Source organism: Phaeobacter sp. CAU 1743, assembly GCF_039839315.1.
Taxonomy (GTDB): Bacteria; Pseudomonadota; Alphaproteobacteria; order Rhodobacterales; family Rhodobacteraceae; genus Phycobacter; species Phycobacter gallaeciensis_A.
The window spans coordinates 1-21,168 of sequence record NZ_JBDOQR010000018.1; the positions used below are offsets into that span (position 1 = coordinate 1).

Annotated in this window: 24 protein-coding genes and 2 pseudogenes; 17 read left to right on the plus strand and 9 right to left on the minus strand. The window is 62.4% G+C overall.

Features of this window, described 5'->3' with window-relative positions; all coding sequences use genetic code 11:
- Both AAFO90_RS09130 and AAFO90_RS09135 read left to right on the plus strand, forming a co-directional pair.
- Positions 1-90: pseudogene (locus AAFO90_RS09130) on the plus strand (IS5/IS1182 family transposase); the annotation flags it as partial.
- Between the two features lie 39 nt (positions 91-129).
- Positions 130-522, plus strand: a pseudogene (locus tag AAFO90_RS09135) (flotillin domain-containing protein); the annotation flags it as partial.
- 61 nt (positions 523-583) lie between these two features.
- Here the strand turns inward: AAFO90_RS09135 and AAFO90_RS09140 are convergent.
- The 4 genes from AAFO90_RS09140 to AAFO90_RS09155 all read right to left on the minus strand — a co-directional run bounded on the left by AAFO90_RS09140 (position 584) and on the right by AAFO90_RS09155 (position 3,765).
- On the minus strand, positions 584-1,807 hold the full coding sequence (locus tag AAFO90_RS09140) for an MFS transporter (RefSeq protein WP_065273556.1): 1,224 nt from the start codon (positions 1,805-1,807) through the stop codon (positions 584-586).
- Between the two features lie 64 nt (positions 1,808-1,871).
- A complete protein-coding gene (locus AAFO90_RS09145; RefSeq protein ID WP_347509214.1) occupies positions 1,872-2,612 on the minus strand; it encodes a hypothetical protein in 741 nt (246 codons plus the stop codon).
- Positions 2,613-2,778: 166 nt separating this feature from the next.
- A complete protein-coding gene (locus AAFO90_RS09150; protein ID WP_347509215.1) occupies positions 2,779-3,180 on the minus strand; it encodes a rhodanese-like domain-containing protein in 402 nt (133 codons plus the stop codon).
- A gap of 183 nt (positions 3,181-3,363) precedes the next feature.
- Positions 3,364-3,765 (minus strand): rhodanese-like domain-containing protein, encoded by a 402-nt coding sequence (locus AAFO90_RS09155; RefSeq protein ID WP_347509216.1) that lies wholly within the window; start codon positions 3,763-3,765, stop codon positions 3,364-3,366.
- 203 nt (positions 3,766-3,968) lie between these two features.
- Here AAFO90_RS09155 and AAFO90_RS09160 point away from each other — a divergent pair, with 203 nt between their 5' ends.
- Entirely contained in the window at positions 3,969-5,012 is a 1,044-nt protein-coding gene (locus AAFO90_RS09160; RefSeq protein WP_347509217.1) for an aldo/keto reductase, read from the plus strand.
- Positions 5,013-5,222: 210 nt separating this feature from the next.
- On the opposite strand, the gene AAFO90_RS09165 is transcribed toward AAFO90_RS09160, so the two are convergent.
- Positions 5,223-6,257, minus strand: a complete 1,035-nt coding sequence (locus AAFO90_RS09165) for a GlxA family transcriptional regulator (RefSeq protein ID WP_347509218.1) — start codon at positions 6,255-6,257, stop codon at positions 5,223-5,225.
- A gap of 135 nt (positions 6,258-6,392) precedes the next feature.
- Here AAFO90_RS09165 and AAFO90_RS09170 point away from each other — a divergent pair, with 135 nt between their 5' ends.
- The 4 genes from AAFO90_RS09170 to AAFO90_RS09185 all read left to right on the plus strand — a co-directional run bounded on the left by AAFO90_RS09170 (position 6,393) and on the right by AAFO90_RS09185 (position 10,009).
- On the plus strand, positions 6,393-7,310 hold the full coding sequence (locus AAFO90_RS09170; protein WP_347509219.1) for a 3-keto-5-aminohexanoate cleavage protein: 918 nt from the start codon (positions 6,393-6,395) through the stop codon (positions 7,308-7,310).
- Positions 7,307-7,684, plus strand: a complete 378-nt coding sequence (locus AAFO90_RS09175; RefSeq protein WP_347509220.1) for a hypothetical protein — start codon at positions 7,307-7,309, stop codon at positions 7,682-7,684. The genes AAFO90_RS09170 and AAFO90_RS09175 overlap by 4 nt, the downstream gene beginning before the upstream one ends.
- 89 nt (positions 7,685-7,773) lie before the next feature.
- Positions 7,774-9,246, plus strand: a complete 1,473-nt coding sequence (locus tag AAFO90_RS09180) for a carnitine 3-dehydrogenase (RefSeq protein WP_347509221.1) — start codon at positions 7,774-7,776, stop codon at positions 9,244-9,246.
- Between the two features lie 10 nt (positions 9,247-9,256).
- Positions 9,257-10,009, plus strand: a complete 753-nt coding sequence (locus tag AAFO90_RS09185) for an SDR family oxidoreductase (protein WP_274834751.1) — start codon at positions 9,257-9,259, stop codon at positions 10,007-10,009.
- 59 nt (positions 10,010-10,068) lie between these two features.
- On the opposite strand, the gene AAFO90_RS09190 is transcribed toward AAFO90_RS09185, so the two are convergent.
- Entirely contained in the window at positions 10,069-10,932 is an 864-nt protein-coding gene (locus tag AAFO90_RS09190; RefSeq protein ID WP_065271123.1) for a helix-turn-helix transcriptional regulator, read from the minus strand.
- Positions 10,933-11,082: 150 nt separating this feature from the next.
- Between AAFO90_RS09190 and AAFO90_RS09195 the strand changes: the two genes are divergently transcribed.
- The 3 genes from AAFO90_RS09195 (at position 11,083) to AAFO90_RS09205 (ending at position 13,167) form a co-directional block, all read left to right on the plus strand.
- Positions 11,083-11,289, plus strand: coding sequence for a DUF2061 domain-containing protein (locus AAFO90_RS09195; protein ID WP_065271122.1), 207 nt, complete (start codon positions 11,083-11,085; stop codon positions 11,287-11,289).
- 67 nt (positions 11,290-11,356) lie between these two features.
- Complete coding sequence (locus AAFO90_RS09200) at positions 11,357-12,247, plus strand: fatty acid desaturase (protein WP_347509257.1); 891 nt, start codon at positions 11,357-11,359, stop codon at positions 12,245-12,247.
- Between the two features lie 17 nt (positions 12,248-12,264).
- Complete coding sequence (locus tag AAFO90_RS09205) at positions 12,265-13,167, plus strand: EamA family transporter (RefSeq protein WP_347509222.1); 903 nt, start codon at positions 12,265-12,267, stop codon at positions 13,165-13,167.
- 30 nt (positions 13,168-13,197) lie between these two features.
- Here AAFO90_RS09205 and AAFO90_RS09210 read toward each other — a convergent pair whose 3' ends face one another.
- Together AAFO90_RS09210 and AAFO90_RS09215 are read right to left on the minus strand one after the other, a co-directional pair.
- Positions 13,198-13,929, minus strand: coding sequence for an NUDIX hydrolase (locus AAFO90_RS09210; protein ID WP_347509223.1), 732 nt, complete (start codon positions 13,927-13,929; stop codon positions 13,198-13,200).
- A gap of 28 nt (positions 13,930-13,957) precedes the next feature.
- Entirely contained in the window at positions 13,958-14,362 is a 405-nt protein-coding gene (locus tag AAFO90_RS09215) for a DUF983 domain-containing protein (protein ID WP_065271119.1), read from the minus strand.
- A gap of 195 nt (positions 14,363-14,557) precedes the next feature.
- On the opposite strand from AAFO90_RS09215, the gene AAFO90_RS09220 reads away from it, so the two are divergent.
- Genes AAFO90_RS09220 through AAFO90_RS09235 form a run of 4 tightly spaced genes read left to right on the plus strand, consistent with a single transcriptional unit; the run spans position 14,558 to position 16,616 of the window.
- Positions 14,558-15,052 carry a calcium-binding protein gene (locus AAFO90_RS09220; protein WP_347509224.1) on the plus strand — a complete coding sequence of 165 codons (495 nt, stop codon included), beginning with the start codon at positions 14,558-14,560 and terminating at the stop codon, positions 15,050-15,052.
- Positions 15,053-15,074: 22 nt separating this feature from the next.
- On the plus strand, positions 15,075-15,692 hold the full coding sequence (locus tag AAFO90_RS09225; protein ID WP_347509225.1) for an RNA polymerase sigma factor: 618 nt from the start codon (positions 15,075-15,077) through the stop codon (positions 15,690-15,692).
- On the plus strand, positions 15,685-16,089 hold the full coding sequence (locus tag AAFO90_RS09230) for a hypothetical protein (RefSeq protein ID WP_347509226.1): 405 nt from the start codon (positions 15,685-15,687) through the stop codon (positions 16,087-16,089). The genes AAFO90_RS09225 and AAFO90_RS09230 overlap by 8 nt, the downstream gene beginning before the upstream one ends.
- Positions 16,086-16,616 (plus strand): periplasmic heavy metal sensor, encoded by a 531-nt coding sequence (locus AAFO90_RS09235; RefSeq protein ID WP_347509227.1) that lies wholly within the window; start codon positions 16,086-16,088, stop codon positions 16,614-16,616. The genes AAFO90_RS09230 and AAFO90_RS09235 overlap by 4 nt, the downstream gene beginning before the upstream one ends.
- 54 nt (positions 16,617-16,670) lie before the next feature.
- On the opposite strand, the gene AAFO90_RS09240 is transcribed toward AAFO90_RS09235, so the two are convergent.
- Positions 16,671-18,071 carry a diguanylate cyclase gene (locus tag AAFO90_RS09240; RefSeq protein WP_347509228.1) on the minus strand — a complete coding sequence of 467 codons (1,401 nt, stop codon included), beginning with the start codon at positions 18,069-18,071 and terminating at the stop codon, positions 16,671-16,673.
- Between the two features lie 114 nt (positions 18,072-18,185).
- Between AAFO90_RS09240 and AAFO90_RS09245 the strand changes: the two genes are divergently transcribed.
- From AAFO90_RS09245 to AAFO90_RS09255, 3 genes are all read left to right on the plus strand, one after another.
- Positions 18,186-18,470: a DUF3572 domain-containing protein gene (locus AAFO90_RS09245; RefSeq protein ID WP_274834746.1), complete on the plus strand. Its 285-nt coding sequence runs from the start codon at positions 18,186-18,188 to the stop codon at positions 18,468-18,470.
- A 39-nt stretch (positions 18,471-18,509) separates the two neighbouring features.
- Complete coding sequence (locus AAFO90_RS09250) at positions 18,510-19,220, plus strand: HAD family hydrolase (protein ID WP_347509229.1); 711 nt, start codon at positions 18,510-18,512, stop codon at positions 19,218-19,220.
- A gap of 214 nt (positions 19,221-19,434) precedes the next feature.
- Positions 19,435-20,994: a trimethylamine methyltransferase family protein gene (locus AAFO90_RS09255; protein ID WP_347509230.1), complete on the plus strand. Its 1,560-nt coding sequence runs from the start codon at positions 19,435-19,437 to the stop codon at positions 20,992-20,994.
- The last annotated feature ends 174 nt before the right edge of the window (positions 20,995-21,168 follow it).

The following is a 21,168-nucleotide window of genomic DNA, read 5'->3' on the forward strand; positions in this document are numbered from 1 at the left end:
AAGGATTGGGAAAAATCCATCGCCAGCGCGGCAGCTTGGGTCACAATCGCACACATCCGCCGCGTCACGCGGATGCTCGCAAGACAATGAATTCACTCGAAAAGTTTTGAATCAGACTCTGAGGCTCAGATCCGCTTCAAGGTCGATCTCGCCCGGATCGAGGCGATGCCCTCCATCGTTGCCGAAATGGTCAAACCTGCCGAAAAGATCGACTCGATCAAGATCCATCAGGTCGGGGGCATGGGCGTTGGCGCAGGCGGTGCAGGCTCCGTGGCCGCACAGGCGGGTGGCGGCGACAAGCCCGTCGTCAATCAGGCGCTCGATTCCATTATGGGCATGGCGGTTCAGATGCCTGCCCTGAAGAAGCTGGGCGAAGAACTGGGCCTGTCCATGGAGGATGGGGTGGCCGGGATCACCAGCGGCGCTTTGGGGGTGTCATCCGAACCTGCCAAAGAGACGGTGGAGGCCAAGGCATCGGCGGCAGAAGAAGCGGCTAATGAGGTGGAGACGCCGCTGGCCTAGATCGCCTGGTTGCACACATTGTATGAAAGGGCCGGATTTTTCCGGCCCTTTTTCGTGGGATCTAGCGTTTCTCGCGCGAGCCTTTCATCAACCGTCCGATGGTAAAGGAGGTGCGCGGGGCGTAGACGTAGTTGGTGCGTTCGTCCGGGGTCGGGCGCGAGCGCATGCGCGACAGGCCGAACAGGATCAGCCCGAAATGGCCAACCGCGATAAAGGCAAACAGCGCCTTGGGGCCGTAGCCGCTGATCAGTGCGGAGGATACATAAGGCGCAGCGATGGCGCCGAGCGCGTAAAAGAACATCAGCGCGGCAGAGAGTTCGACCCGCTCGTCTGATGTGGCAAAGTCGTTGGCATGGGCCGATGAGACCGAGAAGACCGGGAAGGCGGTGAAGCCAAACAGCCCTGCCATCATCATGGTTGCCTCGGTGCTTTGACCCGATATGAGGATCGTCAGGCCGCAAGACATAATGGCGGCTGCCGACAGCCAGATCAGCACCCAGCGGCGGTCATATTTGTCCGCAAGCCAGCCCACCGGGTATTGCGCGAGCGCGCCGCCCAGCACGAAGGCCGCAAGGAAAAAGGCGACCTGGTTCAGTTCCAACCCAACTTCGGTGCCGTAGATCGGCCCCACCATCCGGAACGAGGCAGCGCCGATCGCGGCGACGATGACGCCGACGACGGCCAAGGGCGAACAGCGCCAGGCCAGCCCGGGCCGCAGGCGCGGCGCGGCTGGGGTTGCGGGCTGGCTGTTGCGGGTCAGGGTCAGCGGCAAGAGCGCGGCGCAGCAGAGCAGGGCCAGAAGGTTGTAGGAGACGTAAGAGGCCGGCGGCAGTACCGCGATCATCATCTGCGCCGCAAGGGAGGCGATCAGGTCGGCCAGCCGGTAGGTGCCCATGGCCCGGCCACGGCTTTCGTTGGTGACCTTGGCGTTCATCCAGGCTTCGATCACCGTGTAACAACCAGCCACCGACAGCCCGGATGCGATGCGCATCGCGGCCCAGGCCAGCGGCGCTTCGGTGAGGGTGTGTCCGATCAGGCCCATCGCCCCGAGGGCGGTGCAGACGGCAAATGCGCGGGAATGGCCCACCGTGCCCATCAGCCGTGGGGCCCACCAGCAGCCGATGAAAAAGCCCAGAAAATGCGCAGACCCCAGTAGACCGATTTCTTGCTTGTCAAAGCCGAGCGTCAGGCCCGAGATCGCATCCAGCGGTCCGACGCCGCCAGCAGAGAGCTGCAACAGAATGACAGAAAGGAACAGGGCGGCAAAGGAAAGGATCAGGCGCATGGTGTTGCCGACTGTGCCAATGCGCGTGGGGATTGCTAGCCCTTTTCGTCAGATCATGTCGTATTCAGCTAACTTTTTTGATTTGCTTCCCGGCTTTTTCCATTGGGGGCGTGCCTCGGCTCTGGCCTTGGTCCTGCCCGGGGGAGGGAGTGGACGTGTCAGGGGCAACAGTTTCCGTCAAAGGGCCGCCCGGAGCCCGTTGTGTCAGCTGCCAACTGCGCGGGGGCAGGGCGCGGGCGCGCAGCCGGTCCAACTGCCAGATACGATTGCGGTACTGATGCGCGGGGCGCATGGTCCAGCGGCTTTCGATGCCCTGGGCGCCACCCGCGCCGGGCGTCAGCAATAGCGCCAGCGGCGCGTTTCCGTCCATCGCCAGAGGCCCGCCCGCCGCAGCTGCCATATGCAGGCGCCGGACCGGGGTGATGGCCGGGGGGGCGGGCAGGTCCGCGATGACAAGCGGGGTGGCGCCGCTACGCAGGGCTTCCTCCATGGTCCAGAGAACATCTTCGGATCGGGGGGCTGTCACCCAGAGAAACCGGGACGGATCCGCAAAATCCACCATGCCGTCGGGGTTCAGTTCTGCGGCGTCCCGGGGCGGAGAGATCCACAGCACTGGCCCGGCCATCGCCCCGGCCAGCCAAAGCGCGAAACTGTACCGGGCGCTGCCACAGGCTTCATGCGCTCGCCCGCGCTGCAGGGCGATATCCCCGAGCAGGGTGACGCTGGCCTTTCGCTGTCTTTGGCCAGGGGTGGAAGCAGAGGCTAGTCCGGTAGGCAGCTGTGGAGGGATGGGATGAATCGACATGGTTGTCAGATTACAGTGTTCTTTTTTTGTTCTCAATATTGTTTGGCGGGAGTGCAGCAGAAAGGGCAAGGCATGAAGGAGGGGGAATGGGGCAAAAGGCAAGCGACACGGGAGGGCCGTGTCGCTTGCCTTTTGCCGCTCAGGGCGGGTGATATCCGGCGGTGGGTCAGCTCTCGCGGGGGGCGACGGCGCCGCCCTCTTCGGCCCATTTGGTAAATCCGCCTTCCAGATGCATGACCGGGGACAGGCCCATCTCCATTGCCGCGCGTGCGCTCAGCGCCGAACGCCAGGCACTGGCGCAGTAAAACACATAGGTTTTGTCCTGGTTGAAGATGGGCTTGTGATAGGGGCTGTCAGGGTCGATCCAGAATTCAAGCATGCCGCGCGGGCAGGAGAACGCGCCGGGGATCATGCCCGAGCGCTGCAGCTCGCGAATATCGCGCAGATCGACAAAGACGTAAGACTCGTCCTGGGCTTTCTCTTTGGCGTCCTCCACGGACATGGTGTCAACCATGGCGTTGGCTTCGGCAAGCAAGGCCTTGATGCCTTTGGTGATGTTCTGTGGCATGGAGACTCTCCCTGATTAGATCCGCCGCAGGCTGTTCTATTTTCACACCCTCGGCAAGACCCTCGGATGCGGCAGGCAGCAGGAAAGCGCAGGGAGACATGACGACGCCCCGGCATTCGGAGGTGCCGGGGCGTCCAGAGAAGGGCGCAGGCCCTCTCTTCACTCAGTGCGGGTAGGCTAGCGTTACCATTTAACCGGACACAAGGCGCCGCCGCTTTCCATCCAAGCGTCCAGGCCGCCCTCCAGATGCCGGACCTCGGGAAGGCCCATTTCCAACGCAGCCTTGGCAGCCAAAGCCGATCGCCAGCCATTGTCGCAGTAAAAGACAAACAGCTTTTCTTCGTTAAAGACCTCCTTGTGGTAGGGGCTTTCCTTGTCGATCCAGAATTCCAGCATGCCACGCGGGCAGGAAAACGCGCCGGGGATCACGCCGGTGCGGTAAAGTTCGCGAATGTCGCGCAGATCCACGAATTGGGAGCGTGCCTGGCTTAGGAGCGCCTGGGCTTCATCGAGCGTCACGTGTTTCACCACGCTGTCCGCTTCGGCGATGAGTTCCTTGTAACTTTTCTTCAGTGGAAATGTCATGGGGTGCTCCTTCAATTCGGGTTATGTTTCAGGGTCTTGTTCCGGGTCCTTACGTGATTTTCGTTCGGGTCGGGCGGTACCTGTTCGCGTTAAGAGTGTGCCTTTTTTGGAGGCAGCAGGTAAAGCGATCAACGGCATAGGGTTGCACTCCTTTGGGTCAGGGGTAGTGTCTTTTGAAACGTTTGAGACAGGGATCGCGCGATATGAAAATGAACCCTCTGGGCCGCACCGGAATGACGGTATCCGAGCTGTGCCTTGGCACCATGACCTTTGGCACCCAAACCAGTGAGGCCGACGCACATACTCAGATCGAAATGGCGCTGGCGGCGGGCGTGAACTTTGTCGACACTGCCGAAATGTACCCGGTGAACCCGGTCAGCAAGGAAACCGTCGGCCACAGTGAAGCGATCATCGGCAACTGGAATGAAAAGACCGGACGCCGCAGTGATTACATCCTGGCCACCAAACACTCGGGCGAGGGGCTTGCCGTGGTGCGCGACGGAGAGGCGATCTCGTCAAAGACCATCGCGCCGACCATCGAAGGCTCGCTGAAGCGGCTGAAGACCGATTACATTGATCTCTACCAATTCCACTGGCCCAACCGGGGCAGCTACATGTTCCGCAAGAACTGGAGTTATGATCCCTCGGGCCAGAACCGGGAGGAAACCCTCGCCAATATGCTGGATTGCCTGGAGGCGCTGCAGGCTCAGGTGGACAAGGGCAATATCCGTGCCTTTGGTCTTTCCAACGAAAGCGCCTGGGGCACAGCCCAATGGCTGCGCTTGTCCGAGGAACAGGGCTATCCGCGGGTGGCTTCGATCCAGAACGAATATTCGCTCCTGTGCCGGATGTATGATACGGATCTGGCCGAACTCAGCGTCAACGAAGACGTGGGGCTGATGGCGTTTTCTCCGCTGGGAACCGGACTTCTGACCGGGAAATACCAGGGCGGTGCGGTGCCAGACGGATCTCGCAAGACTCTGAACCCAGAGCTGGGCGGGCGCCACTCGCCGCGGGTCTACGCCGCCGTTGATGCCTATCTGGAGATCGCAAAGCGCCACGGGCTGGATCCGGCGCATATGGCGCTGGCCTGGTGCCGCACGCGGCCCTTCATGGCCTCGGCCATTTTCGGGGCGACCACCGTTGCGCAGCTGGAGCATGCCCTGCAATCAGTCGATGTGACGCTGGATACGCTGGTGCTGGAGGAGATCGACGCGGCCCACCGCGCCCACCCGATGCCTTACTGATCGTTCACTACACGAAACAGAGTGCTCCCGCGCCCGCAGGTGCATCGGCTGATGCCGATACCCCTTGGCGGCCTTGGGCCAGGCTCGGCGCTTCCGCGCCGAGCCTGGCCCAAGGGGAACGGTACATGTTTCATGTGCCGGTGACGCGCGGGAGCGCCCCGCGATCCTTCAGCCCGGTTGTGTGACTAGGTCGGCCCGTTTTCCGCACCCTCAGTGGGTGGTGGGGCGGTGATCCTGCGCGGCGTGGTCCGCGGTGGAATAGGCCGTGGATTGCGTTTCGTTCCGCTCCTGGCGCAGATCCCGGGCCGAGCTGCCATGCGCCAGCCGGAAGGCGCGGGCAAAGCTCGATTGCGAGGTGAACCCCGTGGCCATGGCCACATCCATTAGCGGCAGATCGGTATCGGTCACCAGCCGCCGCGCCTCGGCCAGGCGCAATTGCAGGTAATGGTCCTGCGGCGTGGTATTAAGGCGCAAGCGGAATTGCTGCTGCAGGCTGCGCGGGCTGGTGCCGAGGCTTTCTGCAATGCGCGCAAGTGGCATTGGATCATCCAACGCCGCCTCCATCAGCGCATTCGCCTTGGCCGTCAGCGCGTTGTGCTTGTGTCCGCCAAGGCGGCTTTGCGGGCGGGCCATGCTGGCAGCCCCGTCATAAAGGAACAGACCAGCGACGCGGGCGGCAAATCCGGCGCCATGACGGGCGCTGATGATATGCAACATCATCTCGATTGCGGGGGTTGCGCCGCCCGAGGTCATCCGTCCGTCGGACACGGTAAAACGGTCGCTGCGGCAATCCACATCCGGGAAACGGGCCGAGAAATTCTCCAGATCCTCCCAATGGGTGGTTGCGGGGTGATCGTTCAGAAGGCCCGCTTCGGCCATCAGCCAGGGACCGCCGTCGATGCCTGCAATGGTGGCGCCGGTGCCCGCGATGCGGCGCAGCCCGGCCAGCAGGCTGGGGGTGGCGTGGCGCGCCAGCTGAAACCCGGCCACCACGATCATCAGCTCGCAGCCTTCAAGCCGGGACAGAGGCGTTGTCGGCACCGTCAGCCCGCTGGTCAGCATCGGTGGCTCATCCGTGGCGCTGATATAGTCCCAGTCAAAGGCACAGTGACCGGCCAGCCGGTTGGCCGCGCGCATCGGGTCGACCGCCGCCGCAAAGGACAGTGTGTTGCATTCGTCCAGCACCAGAACCGCGCATTTCAGCGGGCGATGCTCGGGTTGCAGGATGTTTTTCGCGGATTTCATCAAGTTGGATTCGCTTTGCGTAAACTGTTCCCCGGAAGGCTGAGGCACAGTAGAGGTCAACGCAAACAGGAATCTGGGGAGGAGCCTGGGGATAACCCACGGCAAAACCCTGTACATTGAGGGGAAAACGAAAACATGCCTCTGACCATGAACCGCGACGTCTTTATCACCTGCGCCGTGACCGGCTCTGGCGGCAGCCAGGACCGCAGCCCGCACGTGCCGCGCTCGCCCAAACAGATCGCCGACAGCGCCATCGCAGCGGCCAAGGCCGGCGCGGCAGTGGTCCACTGCCACGTGCGCGATCCCGAAACCGGCACTCCGAGCCGCGACTTGGGTCTTTACCGCGAAGTCACCGACCGCATCCGCGACAGCGACACCGATGTGGTGCTGAACCTGACCGCCGGCATGGGCGGCGACATCACCTTTGGCGACGTGGAAAACCCGCTGCCGGTCAAGGACGCGGGCACCGATATGATCGGCGCCAGTGAACGCATGGCGCATGTGGCCGAATGCCTGCCTGAGATCTGCACGCTCGATTGCGGCACCATGAACTTTGCCGAGGCCGATTACGTGATGACCAACACCCCCGGCATGCTGCGTGCCATGGGGCAGATGATGACCGATCTGGGCGTGAAGCCCGAGATCGAAGCCTTTGACACCGGCCACCTGTGGTTCGCCAAGGAACTGGTGAAAGAGGGCGTGCTGGACAGCCCGGCGCTGGTGCAGCTGTGCATGGGGGTGCCCTGGGGCGCGCCGAACGACCTCAACACCTTCATGGCGATGGTCAACAACGTGCCGGACGATTGGGACTGGTCTGCGTTTTCGCTGGGGCGTGATCAGATGGCCTATGTGGCGGCCTCGGTTCTGGCAGGCGGCAATGTGCGCGTCGGGCTTGAGGATAACCTCTGGCTGGAAAAGGGCGTTCTGGCCGAGAACTGGCAGCTGGTGGAACGCGCAGGCACCATCATCGAGAACATGGGCGCCCGGGTGATCGGCCCCGAGGAGGTGCGCAAGCAACTGGGTTTGACCAAACGGGCTCCGGTGGCGAAGTGATCTGCCGGGTTCTGACATCCATGGTCTTTTGCGGCGCGGCACTGTCTGCTGCCGCCGCAGAGGATGCCCCGCTCTGGGAGGGCTACTGGTCCCCCAATACGGCCTGGTGCGCCAGGGCCGGGGATGTCGGAGAGCAGACGCCTGACTGGTATGGGCGTGAAGGGTTATTCGGCCTGGAATGGAGCTGTGACATCGCGGAGATCCGCGAGACCGGCGTGGGCAACAGCTGGGCCCTGAAGCTGCAATGCCTTGATGCGGGATACGCGTACAGCGATGCGCAGATCTTTCTGGTGACACCGGATGATCGGCTGCAGATCATTGATGAAAACGGGTTCGCGGCCGATCTGGTGCGCTGCGCAGCTCCACAAGACTAAACTGATGGGATGGCGTGCACGGCGCGCCCTGTGAAAGCGTAGGCGTGGCCCGCGCAGAGGCACAGCCAAATGCAAATGGAAATGAGAACATGAAAACAGCAGCAATCATTGGCGGCGGCGTGATCGGCGGCGGCTGGGCCGCGCGGTTCCTTCTGAACGGCTGGAACGTACGGGTCTTTGATCCCGACCCCGAGGCGGAGCGCAAGATCACGGATGTGCTGGATAACGCCCGCCGGTCCTTGCCGGGGCTTGGCAATGTGGCCCTGCCTGCCGAAGGCGCGCTGTCTTTCCACCCCACCATTGCCGAGGCGGTTGCTGGCGCCAGCTGGGTGCAGGAAAGCGTGCCCGAACGGCTGGACCTGAAGCAGAAGGTCTATGGCGAACTTCAGCAGCATGTGGCGCGGGGCGCGGTGATCGGCTCCTCCACCTCTGGCTACAAGCCGTCGCAATTGCAGGAGGGGTTTGACAATGCGGCGCAGATCGTGGTCGCGCATCCCTTTAACCCGGTCTACCTGATGCCGCTGGTCGAAGTGGTCACCACCGAGGCCAATACGCCCGAGGTCATCGACAAGGCCAAGGCGATCATTACCGAAATCGGCATGTATCCCCTGCACCTGAAAAAGGAAATCGACGCCCATGTGGCGGACCGCTTCCTGGAGGCGGTCTGGCGCGAGGCGCTGTGGCTGGTCAAGGATGGCATCGCCACCACCGAAGAGATCGATAATGCGATCCGCTACGGCTTTGGGATCCGCTGGGCACAGATGGGCCTGTTCGAGACCTATCGCGTTGCGGGCGGCGAAGCGGGCATGAAGCACTTCCTGGCGCAGTTCGGCCCCTGCCTGACCTGGCCCTGGACCAAGCTGATGGATGTGCCGGAATACAACGACGAACTGGTCGATCTGATCGCGGGCCAGTCCGATGCGCAATCGGGCAAATACTCGATCCGTGAGTTGGAGCGGATCCGCGATGACAACCTTGTCGGCATGATGCGGGCGCTGGGTAATACAAACTGGGGCGCGGGTGCGCTTCAGAACGCCCATGACAAGGCGCGCGAAGGCGCCATGGGGCTGGCCAGCACCATGCAGGACGTCGCGGACCTGTCGCAGCCGGTTCTGACCCTGAACCGCACCGTTCCGTTGGATTGGACAGACTACAATGGTCACATGACCGAAAGCCGCTATCTGGACGCCTTTGCCCAGTCCACCGACCGGATGATGGAGATCATCGGCTGCGATGCCGACTATATCGCCTCGGGCGGCAGTTTCTTTACCGCTGAAACGCATATCCGTCACATCGACGAGGTGCATGCGGGCCATCCCATTCAGGTCAGGACGCGGGTGATCATGGCCGAGGGCAAGAAGATGCACCTGTGGCACGAAATGTACGAAGGCGACCGTCTGCTGGCGACTGGGGAGCACATGCTGCTGCATGTGGATCTGAAAACCCGCCGCTCGGCGCCGCCCGCGCCGCATCTGGCAGAGAACCTTGCGAAGTTCGCCGAGGCGCATGCCGCGCTGCCAACCCCCGACGGGCTGGGCCGCGCCATCGGCGCGCCGCGCTAGGGCGGCGGCGATGCGGGTTCTGATCACCGCCGGGGCCTCGGGTATTGGCCGCGCCATGGGCGAGGCCTTTGATGCCGCGGGGGCCGAGGTCTGGGTTACAGATCTCGACCCCGCAGCGCTGGAGGCGCTGCCGGATCACTGGCACTGCCACGCGGCGAATGCCGCGTCCGAGCCGGAGATGCGGGCGGTCTTCGACAAGATCGCCGACGCTGGTGGGCTCGATGTGCTCTGCGCCAATGCAGGCATCGCGGGGCCGACCGCGCTGGTCGAGGATATCGACCTTGAGGACTGGCGCTCTTGTGTCAGCGTCAATCTCGAAGGCGCTTTCCTTGCGGCCAAACATGCCACGCCGCTGATGAAATCGGCGGGGCGGGGGGCGATCGTGCTGACCTCCTCGACGGCGGGGATCTATGGCTATCCGAACCGGGCGCCCTATTCGGCGGCGAAATGGGCGGTGATCGGCCTGATGAAAACCCTCGCGATGGAATTGGGACCTTTTGGTATCCGCGCCAATGCGATCTGCCCCGGCGCTGTTGAAGGACCGCGCATGGAGGGCGTGCTGGAACGCGAAGCGGCGCTGAAGGGCATGAGCCGGGACGCTGTGTATGAGGGATATGCTTCGGGCACCTCGATGCGGTCCTGGGTGACAGCCGCGGATGTGGCCAATATGGCGGTGTTCCTAGGCTCGGATGCCGCGCGGCTGGTGTCGGGTCAGGTGATCGCAGTGGATGGTCATACCGAGAACCCGGACCCGAAAGTCTGAAGGTGGCTCTGCCTGCTGCCGCAGGCCGAGCCTGAAGCTGCGCCGGGGCGCAGCTGTGCCTAATCGCGGATACCGGTTTTCCAGGCCCGCAGCCGTTCGGGCAGCTGACGGGCGGTCAGATCCGCCTCGCGGATCAGTTGGTCGAAATGGTTGGTGAAGGTCTCGATCCGTTCGCGGTCGCGGAATGCCATGTAGTGGCTTCCGGCATAAAACACGCAGAGCAGCGGCCCGAAAATGGTCACAGGCGATGCGAACAGGCGTTTTGCATCAAAGAGATAGATCCGTAGCCGCGGGTAGAGTTGAGTGCAAAGCCGTTCGAAATGATCCAGCTGCTCAAGCCGGATATCCAGCGGCAGACCTTCGTAATAGCCGCAGGCATTGGCAAAGCTTTCCAACTCGTACAGCGGCATCGCGATTTCATAGTCGGATTGGGCTTGCCGCATCAGGGACAGGCGGTCTTCGGAGGCGCCGATGGCCTGATCGGCAGTGCGGCCTAGGTGCGGCGCATATTCCCATTCCAGCAGGGCGCGGGTTTTCAGCAGATCGGGCAGGGCGGCCGGCACATGGCGGATCTTGTAACCCGCTGCCTCCCGATGCCATTCGAAAATCCTTTCATCCACCAGGGCGCGTGGGGCCTCGGTGACGGACATGCTGGAGGCCAGCAGCTCTGCCGCGCTTTCGGGGCGGTCCGACAGGCTCAGCAGCCAATCCGCCGATACGCCAAGCGCCGAGGCGCAGGACCCCACCACATGCGCATTCGGCAGCCGGGCGCCGTCATCGGTGAGCAGCTGCGAAATGGTGGACCGGTCCACGCCGGTCTGGCGGGCCAGGGCGCTTTGGCTCATCCCGCGTTCACCAAGTGCCCGGTTCAGGCGTTCGCGGAATTGCTGCGCCCGAACCCGTTTGTCAATTTTAGTATCCATTGGTGATAAATATCACATGTGATGAAGTTTGTTAATTACATTCAGAATGTCGAACATCCGGTGCCGGGCCTAGTCTGAGCGTAGAAGCAGAGCAGGACGCGACCGACGGCAGCGCCTGCCAACTCCAGTCAGCACAGTGTAGGAGGTACTATGGAAACGCGCAGACGTTCTGTCGTGAAAGCGGTAATCTGGAATGTGATTGGCCTGACCGTGATGACGGTTGTGGGCATGCTTGCAACCGGATCGGCGACAGTCGGCGGGGCGATGGCCCTGGTGAACACGGGGCTCGGTTTCGTCACCTACCTGATCTATGAGCGGATCTGGGCCGGGATCGCCTGGGGGCGGGCGCATGTCTGAGGTGCGCGCACAAATGTCCGAGGCAATCGGCCAGGGGACGGAGGCGCCAATACTGCCCTCTGACCTGATGCCGCGCGGAGTTGAATGGGGCACGCTGGTGCTGATCCTGATCTGCTATTCCGCCTGGTTTGCGGTGATTTTCTGGCTTGCGGCCCTCAGCATGGCGCTGGCCGTGGTACTGGCGGGCGTGTTGATCGCCTTTCACTCTTCGCTGTGTCACGAGGCCTTGCACGGGCATCCGTTCCGCAACCGTCTGCTGAATGAGGTGCTGATGGCGCTGCCGCTCAACCTGGTGATCCCCTACGGCCGCTTTCGCGACACCCATCTGGCGCATCATCAGGATGAGCGGCTGACCGACCCGTTCGACGATCCCGAAAGCAACTTCATGTGCCCCGAGGTCTGGCGCGGGCTGGCGCCGTGGAAACGTTCGGTTCTGCGTATGAACAACACCCTGCTGGGGCGGATGCTGCTGGGGCCGCTGATCGGGCAGGTCTGTTTCATGGCGGGGGACTGGCAGCTCGTACGGCAGGGCGACAGGCGGGTGATTGCGGATTGGCTCCTGCACATTGCGGGTAGCGCGCTGGTGGTCTGGCTGGTGCTGCGTGCGCCGATGCCGGTCTGGGCCTATGCCATTGCCGCCTATCTGGGATTGGCACTGCTGAAGATCCGAACCTTTCTGGAACACCGAGCCCATGAAGAGGTCCGTGGCCGCACAGTGGTGATCGAGGATCGCGGGCCGCTGGCGCTGCTGTTCCTAAACAACAACCTGCATATCGTGCACCACATGCACCCGGGCGTGCCCTGGCACGCGCTGCCGCGGCTCTATCATCGGCACCGCGCGCTCTATCAGGCGGCCAACCGTGCCTATGTGTTCCCCTCCTACCGGCAGATTTTTCGCGACTATTTCCTGCGGGCCAAGGATCCGGTGCCGCATCCGCTCTGGCAAAAGGGGAAATAAGCGCTCATAAGCTGATCATGCTGACCTGGATTCCCGTTTCAATCGCCGCCGCGAGCTTTCAGACCGTACGCTTCATGCTGCAAAAGGTTCTGAGCAGTGTCACCCTGTCCCCGGGCGGGGCGACCTTTGCCCGCTTTGCCTATTCGGCGCCGATCATTCTGGCGGCACTGGCGGCTTATCTGATGGCAACAGGGCAGAGCCCGCCGCATCTAGGCCTCATGTTCTGGGTCTTTGCCACCATCGGCGGCACGGCGCAGATCCTCGCCACGGTCTGTGTGGTGGCCCTGTTCAAGCAGCGCAATTTCGCGGTTGGTATCACCTTCAAGAAGACCGAGGTTATCCAGACAGCGATTGTCGGCCTTGTGGTGCTGGGGGACGGGATCAGCCCCTGGGGCTGGGCAGCGATCCTGATCGGGCTCTCGGCTGTTCTCGTCTTGTCGAAAACTCCGGAAGTGAAGGGCGCCTGGTGGCAGCATCTGACCAACAAGGCCTCACTGCTGGGGCTTGGCTCTGGTGTGCTTTTCGCCTTTTCCGCCGTCAGCTATCGCGGGGCATCACTGCAACTCGGTGATCTGGACCCGGTCTTTCGTGCCGGTGTGACGCTGGCATCGGTTGTCTCCTTGCAGACGGCGCTGATGCTGATCTGGCTGGCGCTCAAGGAAAAGGGTGAGATTACCCGCGTCTGGCAGGCGCGCCGGGTTGCGGTCTGGGTTGGTCTGACCAGTATGGGCGGTTCGTTCTGCTGGTTCTGGGCCTTCACCTTGCAAAACGCTGCCTACGTTAAGGCGCTGGGACAGATCGAACTGGTGCTGTCGCTGCTGGCCTCGGTCCTGTTCTTCCGGGAGAAAATCACCGTCCGCGAAATCACCGGCATGGGACTGCTGATCCTGTCGATCCTCGCGTTGGTGCTGGCGATCTGACCTTCCGCCGTCACGGAGGGGTGAGCAGGTTCAGAAGCTTTCCGGCATCGGATAGCCCTTCAGCCGCAGGAACAGGCTGGTTTCATCGTCGTTGCGGAAATAGGGTACGCTGTCCGGCGGATTGGTGTCGCGGATGCGGCCAGTCACCTCGGCTAGAACCACTTCGGTGATAAAGGGCAAATCGAAGGTACGAACCTCGCTGAGCGGGATCCACTGCAGATGCGACAGCTCGTCCGAGGCCTGTGAGAAATCATCGAGATCGCCGACAATGGCATCGGCATCGATCAGAAAGAACCGCGCATCAAACCGGCGGGGGCGGCCCGGCGGCGTCAGTGCCCGGAACACGAATTGCAATGCCCGCGCCGAAGGCAGATGGCCGCTTTGCGCAAAGGCCTGCCAATCTTCGGGAACCGGATCGCTCCAGTCCCCCGGCGTACCCAGCAAGAGCCCGGTTTCCTCCCACAGCTCGCGGATCGCGGCAATGGCCAGTGCGTGGTGCAGATCGTGCGGCGCCTGTTCGGACAGGCGGTCGCGGCAGACTGCGGGCAGAGGATCGGCCAGCGGCACGGAACTGTCTGCCAGATCCACCGCGCCGCCGGGAAAGACGAACTTGTTCGGCATGAAGGCAGCCTTGGCGCCACGCTGGCCCATCAGGACCTGCGGGTCATCGGCCATCCGATCACGTACGGCGATCACCGTCGCCGCGTTGCGGATTGCCGTTTTGTCCTGACTTGTTACGCCCTGAACCTCTGCGCTGCTCATCTGCCTCTCCCCTTTGTTTCCAAAGGGTTCAGGTTCTGTCTTCGAACCCGTGCATCCGCCGCGCCCATTGATAGGCGACGACAACCCCCTTCAGTCTGGGGAGAAGATACAGCGACGAAGCCAGACAGCCAATCGAGAAAACTGTAAACGTTACGAGAGGTGCCGGCCGCCAGGCGAAATAAACCACATGCAACAGCGGCGCCATCAGATGGCCTACCACCAGAATGGTCAGATACGCGGGGCCGTCATCGGCGCGGTGGCCGGACAGATCGAGGCCGCAGTTGCTGCAGCTGTCGTTCACCTTGAGGTAGGAATGCAGCAGTTTGCCTTTGCCGCATTCGGGGCATTTCTGACGCCAGCCTTTCAGCAGGGCAGGCATCGTCTCGCGTTCGGTATCGGTGTCGGGGGCCATCACGGCTTGGGACTCAGTCATGAAATATCCTGTGTTGCAAACGCATGTTTGCGCGCTTCTTGCCCGAGGAAAAGGGGGGCGCACAAGGTCTGCGGCTGGATGCCGCAAAAATAGCAGGCAAAAGTAAATCACATTTTGCGACGGAAAGATCGGGCTGCGGCGTTTCTTCTATGCATCGGGCAGCACAGGGCTGCTACCAATCAAAGGGAAGATGACATGAAACATACGCAGTTCATCGCCGCTATCGTTGCAGTTGCCGGCCTGGCCGGAGCTACGGCTGCTCTTGCTCAATCGGGTCCCGGCCATCACGGCCCCAAAGTGTCGTTCGAGGAACTGGATGCCGATGGCAATGGCGCGGTATCGCCCGAGGAAATGACCGCCCACCGTGCGGCCCGTTTCGCGCAGGTTGATGCGAATGGTGACGGCAAACTGTCGATCGAGGAAATGCAGGCCGAAGGCGCGCGGCGCGCAGCCCAGCGTGCGGCGCGGATGATGGAACGGTTCGACAGCGATGGCGATGGCGCGCTCAGCCAGGATGAGTTGCCTGATCACTCCAAGCGTGGTGATATGTTCTCTCGGATGGACAAGGACGGCAATGGTGCTGTGTCAAAGGAGGAGTTTGACCAGGCCCGGATGAACCGTGGTGGTATGCATCATGGCGGCAAGGGCGGCAAGAATTGCGGTCAGAAACAGGGTATGGGGCAGAACTGATCCTTCAGGCGTGCTGCAAAGAATGGATACATCAGCGGGCAGGGCTTCCTTGGAAGGCCTGCCCAAGGTGAGCGCGTCGCCGGATGACGAGGTGCTGCTGGAGCTCTTTGCCCAGGGCGATCAGCGCGCGGCAGCCCTGCTGACCGAGCGGCTTGGCCCCCGTGCATTCGGGGTGGCCATGCGGGTTCTGGGCAACCGGGCCGAAGCAGAGGATGTGACACAGGAGGCGATGATGCGCCTGTGGCGGATCGCTCCGGAGTGGCGGCGCGGAGAGGCGAAGATCTCAACCTGGCTCTACCGGGTGGTGATGAACCTCTGTATCGATCTGAAACGCCGTCAGCGCGGCGGTCATCTGGATCTGGACGCGGTGCCCGACCCGCCGGATCCGGCGCAAAGCGCGCCCGAGGCGATGCAGGACGGTGCCCGCCATGATGCGCTGCAGGAGGCGCTGATGCAATTGCCCGAGCGGCAGCGTCAGGCAGTGATCCTGCGCCATCTGGAAGAGCTGGCAAATCCGGAGATCGCTGGAATTATGGATATTAGCGTTGAGGCGGTCGAAAGTTTGACTGCCCGGGGCAAGAGGGCGCTGGCGGCACTGCTTGCCGGGCGCCGGGAAGAGTTGGGGTATCACGATGGCTGACACCGAAAAAGATATCGACCTGCTGGAGGCGCTGTTCGAAGAGGCGCGGCGGGACCAGCCGACATTGCCGGATGACCTGAGTGCGCGCATTCTTGCGGATGCAGCGGATGTTCAGGCCCGGCAGGCGGCGGCTTTGGCCGTGCCCCCCGCGCAAAACCCGGCCGCGACATTTGCCGAATCCGCAATCGGGATGTGGCGCCAGTTTCGCGCTGCGGTTGGCGGATGGCCGGCCATGGGTGGCATGGCGGCCGCCTGCGCTGTCGGGCTGTGGATCGGACTGGCGCCGCCGTCTTTCCTACCGGACCCGGCCGAGTTCACGCAGCTGTCCGTGGATACGACAGCACTGCCATACGATAGTTACGACCTGGCTGTGATGCTGGGTGAGGAGACAGAATGAGCACTGACGGACATACCCCGAACTCTACCGGAGGCGGCGCGGGTGAACCCCGGACCGGAATGCGGCTCTGGCTGAAGGTGCTTCTGGCCGTGTCTCTGGCGGCCAACCTTGCGGTGGCAGGGCTGGCAATCGGGGCGTTCATGCGCTGGCATGACGGATCGCATCCGGGCAAGCGTCCGCCCTCGGTCGGGTCGATGATCTTCCGCGACCTGGACCGGGAGACCCGGACAGAACTGCACCGTCGCGCCGAAGGGGATCATGGCAGCTATGGGGCCCGCCGCCGCGCCGAGGGCGAGGCGGTCATCGCGATCTTGCGGGGGGATCCCTTTGATGCCGGGCAGTTGGCCAGGGTCCTGGAGCAGCAGGCCGACAACCGGCGGGCCTTTCAGATCTCGGTGCAGCGGGCCTGGATCGCCCAGGTGGAGGCCATGACTGCAGATGAACGCGCCCGCTATGCCGAGCGGATGCGGGAGATGCTGCGCCGACATGCGGAATGGCACAAGGCACATAGGTCCGGAAAACCCTGATATTGCTGCGCAACGTAGGCAGTTCCGGAAACTAATAGCAGCGATGAGGAGCGCTCAGGCGACTGCTGTGTCGGGCCGTGACAGGGTGACCTGGTTGCGGCCTGAGTTCTTGGCGCCATAGAGCGCCTGATCTGCCTTGGCGATCAGAGAGGTGACATTTGTCATCTCCTTCTCAGCACCATCGCCAATGACCGCGCCGATGCTGATCGTCACCGCGATCGGTTCATCAATTTCTGGCACATCAAAGGGAGTGCTGTTGATCGCGTTGCACAGGGCAACGGCTGCCTCGCTCGCTTCCTGTTCATTGGCGCCGGGCAGGACGATCATGAATTCCTCGCCGCCAACCCGCGCCAGCAGGTCCACCGGGCGCAGGTGGCTTTGCAGCCGACGGGAGGCTTCGATCAGAACCGCGTCGCCGGCTGGGTGGCCATAGCGGTCGTTGATCTGCTTGAAGTGGTCAAGGTCGGCCAGCATCAGGGCGAATTTATCGCCGCTTTCGGCGGCGCTGCGGGCGGTGCGGTCCAGAAATGGTTTGGCATAGCGGCGGTTGAAAAGCCCGGTCATCGGATCTTCGACAGCGGCGCGCAGCCCGTTGCGGACGCTGTCGCGCAGCAGGTCGTGGCGGTGCTTGTATTGCAGCTGCGTGCCAAGACGCAGCGCCAGTTCCTCGACGTTGAACCCGTTTTGCAGCACATCATGGGCGCCGCGGTCCAGCGCTTCGGCGGCGATATGCGCATCGGCCGGATTGGGCACTGCGATGACCACCGACTGACGGGTGGTGGCACGGGCCCTCAGATCGGCCAGAAGCCGCAGGCCGACGCCCGACGACATTTCGTTCAGCTCGATAATGAAAACATCGGCGACGGGATCGCTCATCAACGGCTGGATGTCACCGATCTGATGGGTGCGGATGTCATGCGGCACGTAGTGGGACAGACGGTCCTGCCAGTTCCGCGCGGTCTGGATATCCTCGGCCACCAGCGCCACCGTTGCCTTGATGTTGTGGGGGGAGCGGCTACGGTCGGTCAGGGGCAGGACAAAGCCATGCGAGGCATCGCGCTGGAGGTTCAGTTCTTCATTGGCGCTGCGGGTGCGCAGCAGGCTGCGGATCCGGGCCTGCAGGATCACATCGTCCAGCGGTTGCGGCAGCACGTCGTCGATCCCTGCCGAAAGCGCCTCAAGCCGCCGCATGGGGTTATCCGTGCGGCTGACGGCGATCACCGGCACATCCGCCAGGCTGTCGTCGCGGGTCAGTTCCCGTTTCACATCTGCGGCGCTGCCATCGGGCAGGGAGTTGGCGGTCAGAACCAGATCGGGGCGGCAGCCACGGGCAATTTCCAGCACACCGGAGACCTGTGTCGCCAGCACGACATCATAATAAGCGGCAGCAAGCTGCACCTTCATCATGATGCGGTTGGTTGATACACCGTCTATGACCAGAATGGTTCCCTGCACGCGCAATCCTTTCGAGGCATGCGTTTCGATGACTAGAAGTTTTCACCTCTGCTGGTTAATAAACCCTTTCATATTTTCATTAAAATGGCCGCAAAGTGTCAGGAAGGTGCCGACATGCAGTTTTCCGCCGATCAAGCTGAAACCATTGCCTTGCAGGCCCTTGCCTGGCTGTCCGGAAATGACGAATTATTTCCGGTGTTTATGGGCGCAACCGGGGCCAGCGAGGATGATCTGCGCAGTCGCGCCACCGATCCGGAATTTTTGGGCTCGGTGCTCGATTTCTTAACGATGGACGATTCCTGGGTGATGGAATTCTGTGACAGTCTGGGCCTCAGCTATGAGACGCCAATGCACGCGCGGATGGCGCTTCCGGGTGGTGCGCAGGTTCACTGGACCTGATATGCAGTGCTCTGACCCTATTCTGATCAGGACCTTGTGATGCCGGTAGATGCTTTTCTGTTCGACAAGGACGGAACCCTTTTTGATTTTGCTGCCACCTGGAACAGCTGGGCGGCCGGGGTGCTGAAAAGCCTCGCGCGCGGGGATGTGGCCCTCGCAGGCGTCATGGCCGATACGCTGCGGTTCGATCTGGAGCGGGAGTGTTTCCATCCGGACAGTTTCGTGATCGCGGGCACCAACGGTGAGGTGGCGGCGGCCCTGGCGCCCCATGTGCCGCACATGAGCGAGGCCGAGCTGGAGCGGTTTCTGGCCGAAGGCGCAGCCAATGCGGCGCTAGCCGAGGCCGTGCCGCTTGCCGATTTCCTGGACGGGCTGCTGGCGCGGGGCAAGGTGCTGGGGGTGATGACCAATGATGCCGAAGTGTCGGCGCTGAGCCAGCTTGAGCGGGCAGGGGTTCTGGACCGCTTCACCTTTGTCGCCGGGTTCGACAGCGGCCATGGTGCCAAACCGGATGCCGCGCCGCTCTTGGCATTCTGCAAAGCCTGCGGCGTCGCCCCAGAACGGACCGCGATGGTTGGCGACAGCCTGCATGACCTGCAGGCGGGGGCGGCGGCGGGCATGCGCCGTCTTGGGGTGCTCACCGGAATGGCCAGCCATCAGGATCTGGCGCCTCACGCCGATGCGGTCTTGCCGGACATTGGCCATATTCCCGAATGGCTCGACCGCGCGGGCCAGCCAGCGGCGCAATAACCTGCGATCCTGACGTGATGTTGCTGTGCGGATCTGTCCGCGCAGCCAAAAATTTGGGCTGAACTGTTCACTTGTGTCCAGAAAATGCCTCCATGCACCCCGGGGAGTGAAAAAACGACAGCGGATGTCGTGAACGGAAAGGTTGCAGGCCTCGTTCTCGGGCCAGTTGAACGGCGCAAGAAAACACAGACGCTTCAACAGGACGGAGGTCATCATGGCACGAGCAACAGCGGGACGCAGGCGCGGCGGCGGCAGAGCAGGCGCGGCGGCCCGGCGCGGAGACGCGGCACTGGCGCAGATGCCTTGGTCGATCCCGGTGAACATTGACCGTCCCATTGAACCGCTTAGCCCGGAAGGTGTTGAAGCCATCCACGATGGCGCCATGCGCATCCTCGAAGAGATCGGTATCGTCTTCCTCAACCCCGAGGCGTTGGAGATTTTCAAAGAAGCAGGCTGCCGTGTAGAAGGCGATCTGGTGCGGATGGACCGCGAGTTCGTGATGGAGATGGTGGGCAAGGCGCCGGACAGCTTTGACATCACCCCGCGCAATCCAGAGCGCAGGATCCCGATTGGCGGCAATCATATCCTGTTCGGTAATGTTTCCTCCCCGCCCAACTACTGGGACATGGAGCTGAACAAGAAAGTCGCGGGCACGCAGGAGCAGTGCCGGAACCTTCTGAAGCTGACGCAGTATTTCAACTGCATCCATTTCGCCGGTGGATATCCGGTGGAGCCCGTGGATATCCATGCCTCTGTGCGCCACCTTGATGTGCTTTATGACAAGCTGACGCTGACCGACAAGGTGATGCACGCTTACTCGCTGGGCAAGGAGCGGGTTGAGGACGTGATGGAAATGGTGCGGATCGCCGGGGGGCTCAGCCATGAAGAGTTCGAGTCCCGCCCGCATATGTACACCAACATCAACTCGACCTCGCCGCTGAAGCATGACTTCCCGATGATCGACGGCTGTCTGCGGTTGGTCCGCAAGGGGCAGGCGGTGGTTGTGACGCCCTTTACCCTGGCCGGGGCGATGGCGCCTGTCACCATGTCGGGTGCAGTGGCGCAATCGCTGGCGGAATCGCTTTGTGCCATTGCGCTGTTCCAATATGTGCGGCCCGGCACCCCCTGTGCGATTGGCACCTTCACGTCAAATGTGGACATGAAATCCGGTGCTCCCGCCTTTGGCACGCCGGAATACATGCGCGCCACCCAGATGACCGGCCAGATGGCGCGCTACTATGGCTTGCCGATGCGCTCTTCCGGGGTCTGCGCGGCCAATGTGCCGGATGGGCAGGCCATGTGGGAGACGTCGAATTCCCTCTGGGCGGCGGTGCAGTCGGGCACCAATATGGTCTACCACGCCGCTGGCTGGCTGGAGGGCGGTCTGATCGCCAGCCCGGAAAAGTTCATCATGGATTGCGAGGTGCTGCAGCAGATCCAGCGCTACTTGCAGCCGCAGATCTGCGCCACCGGCCCCGAGGAGATTGCTCTGGATGCCATCCGGGAGGTCGGCAACGACGGGCACTTCTTTGGCCTGAAACACACGCAGGACCGCTATACGGATGCATTCTATCAGCCGTTCCTCAGCGACTGGCGCAACTATGAAGCCTGGGAGGCGGCAGGTGCAGTCTGGACGCCGGAGCGGGCGCATAAGATCTATAAGGACATTTTGGCCGAGTTCGAGGCGCCGCCGATGGACGAAGCGATCCGCGAGGAGCTGGGCGATTTCGTGGCCCGTCGCAAGGCCGAAGGCGGCGCACCCACAGATTTCTAACCAAAATCGGCGACAGGGAGTCATAAGGGAAACGCCAAGCGTGGGGTCAAAATGACCCGTGGCCCTCTGATTCCCTGTCATTTTGTCCAAATGGCCAGAAAGTTTGCATGCGCAGATTTTCTGATTGCTGCTGTCTGCCCGGATTGTGAGCCGCGGGTCTGACGCAGAGCAGGG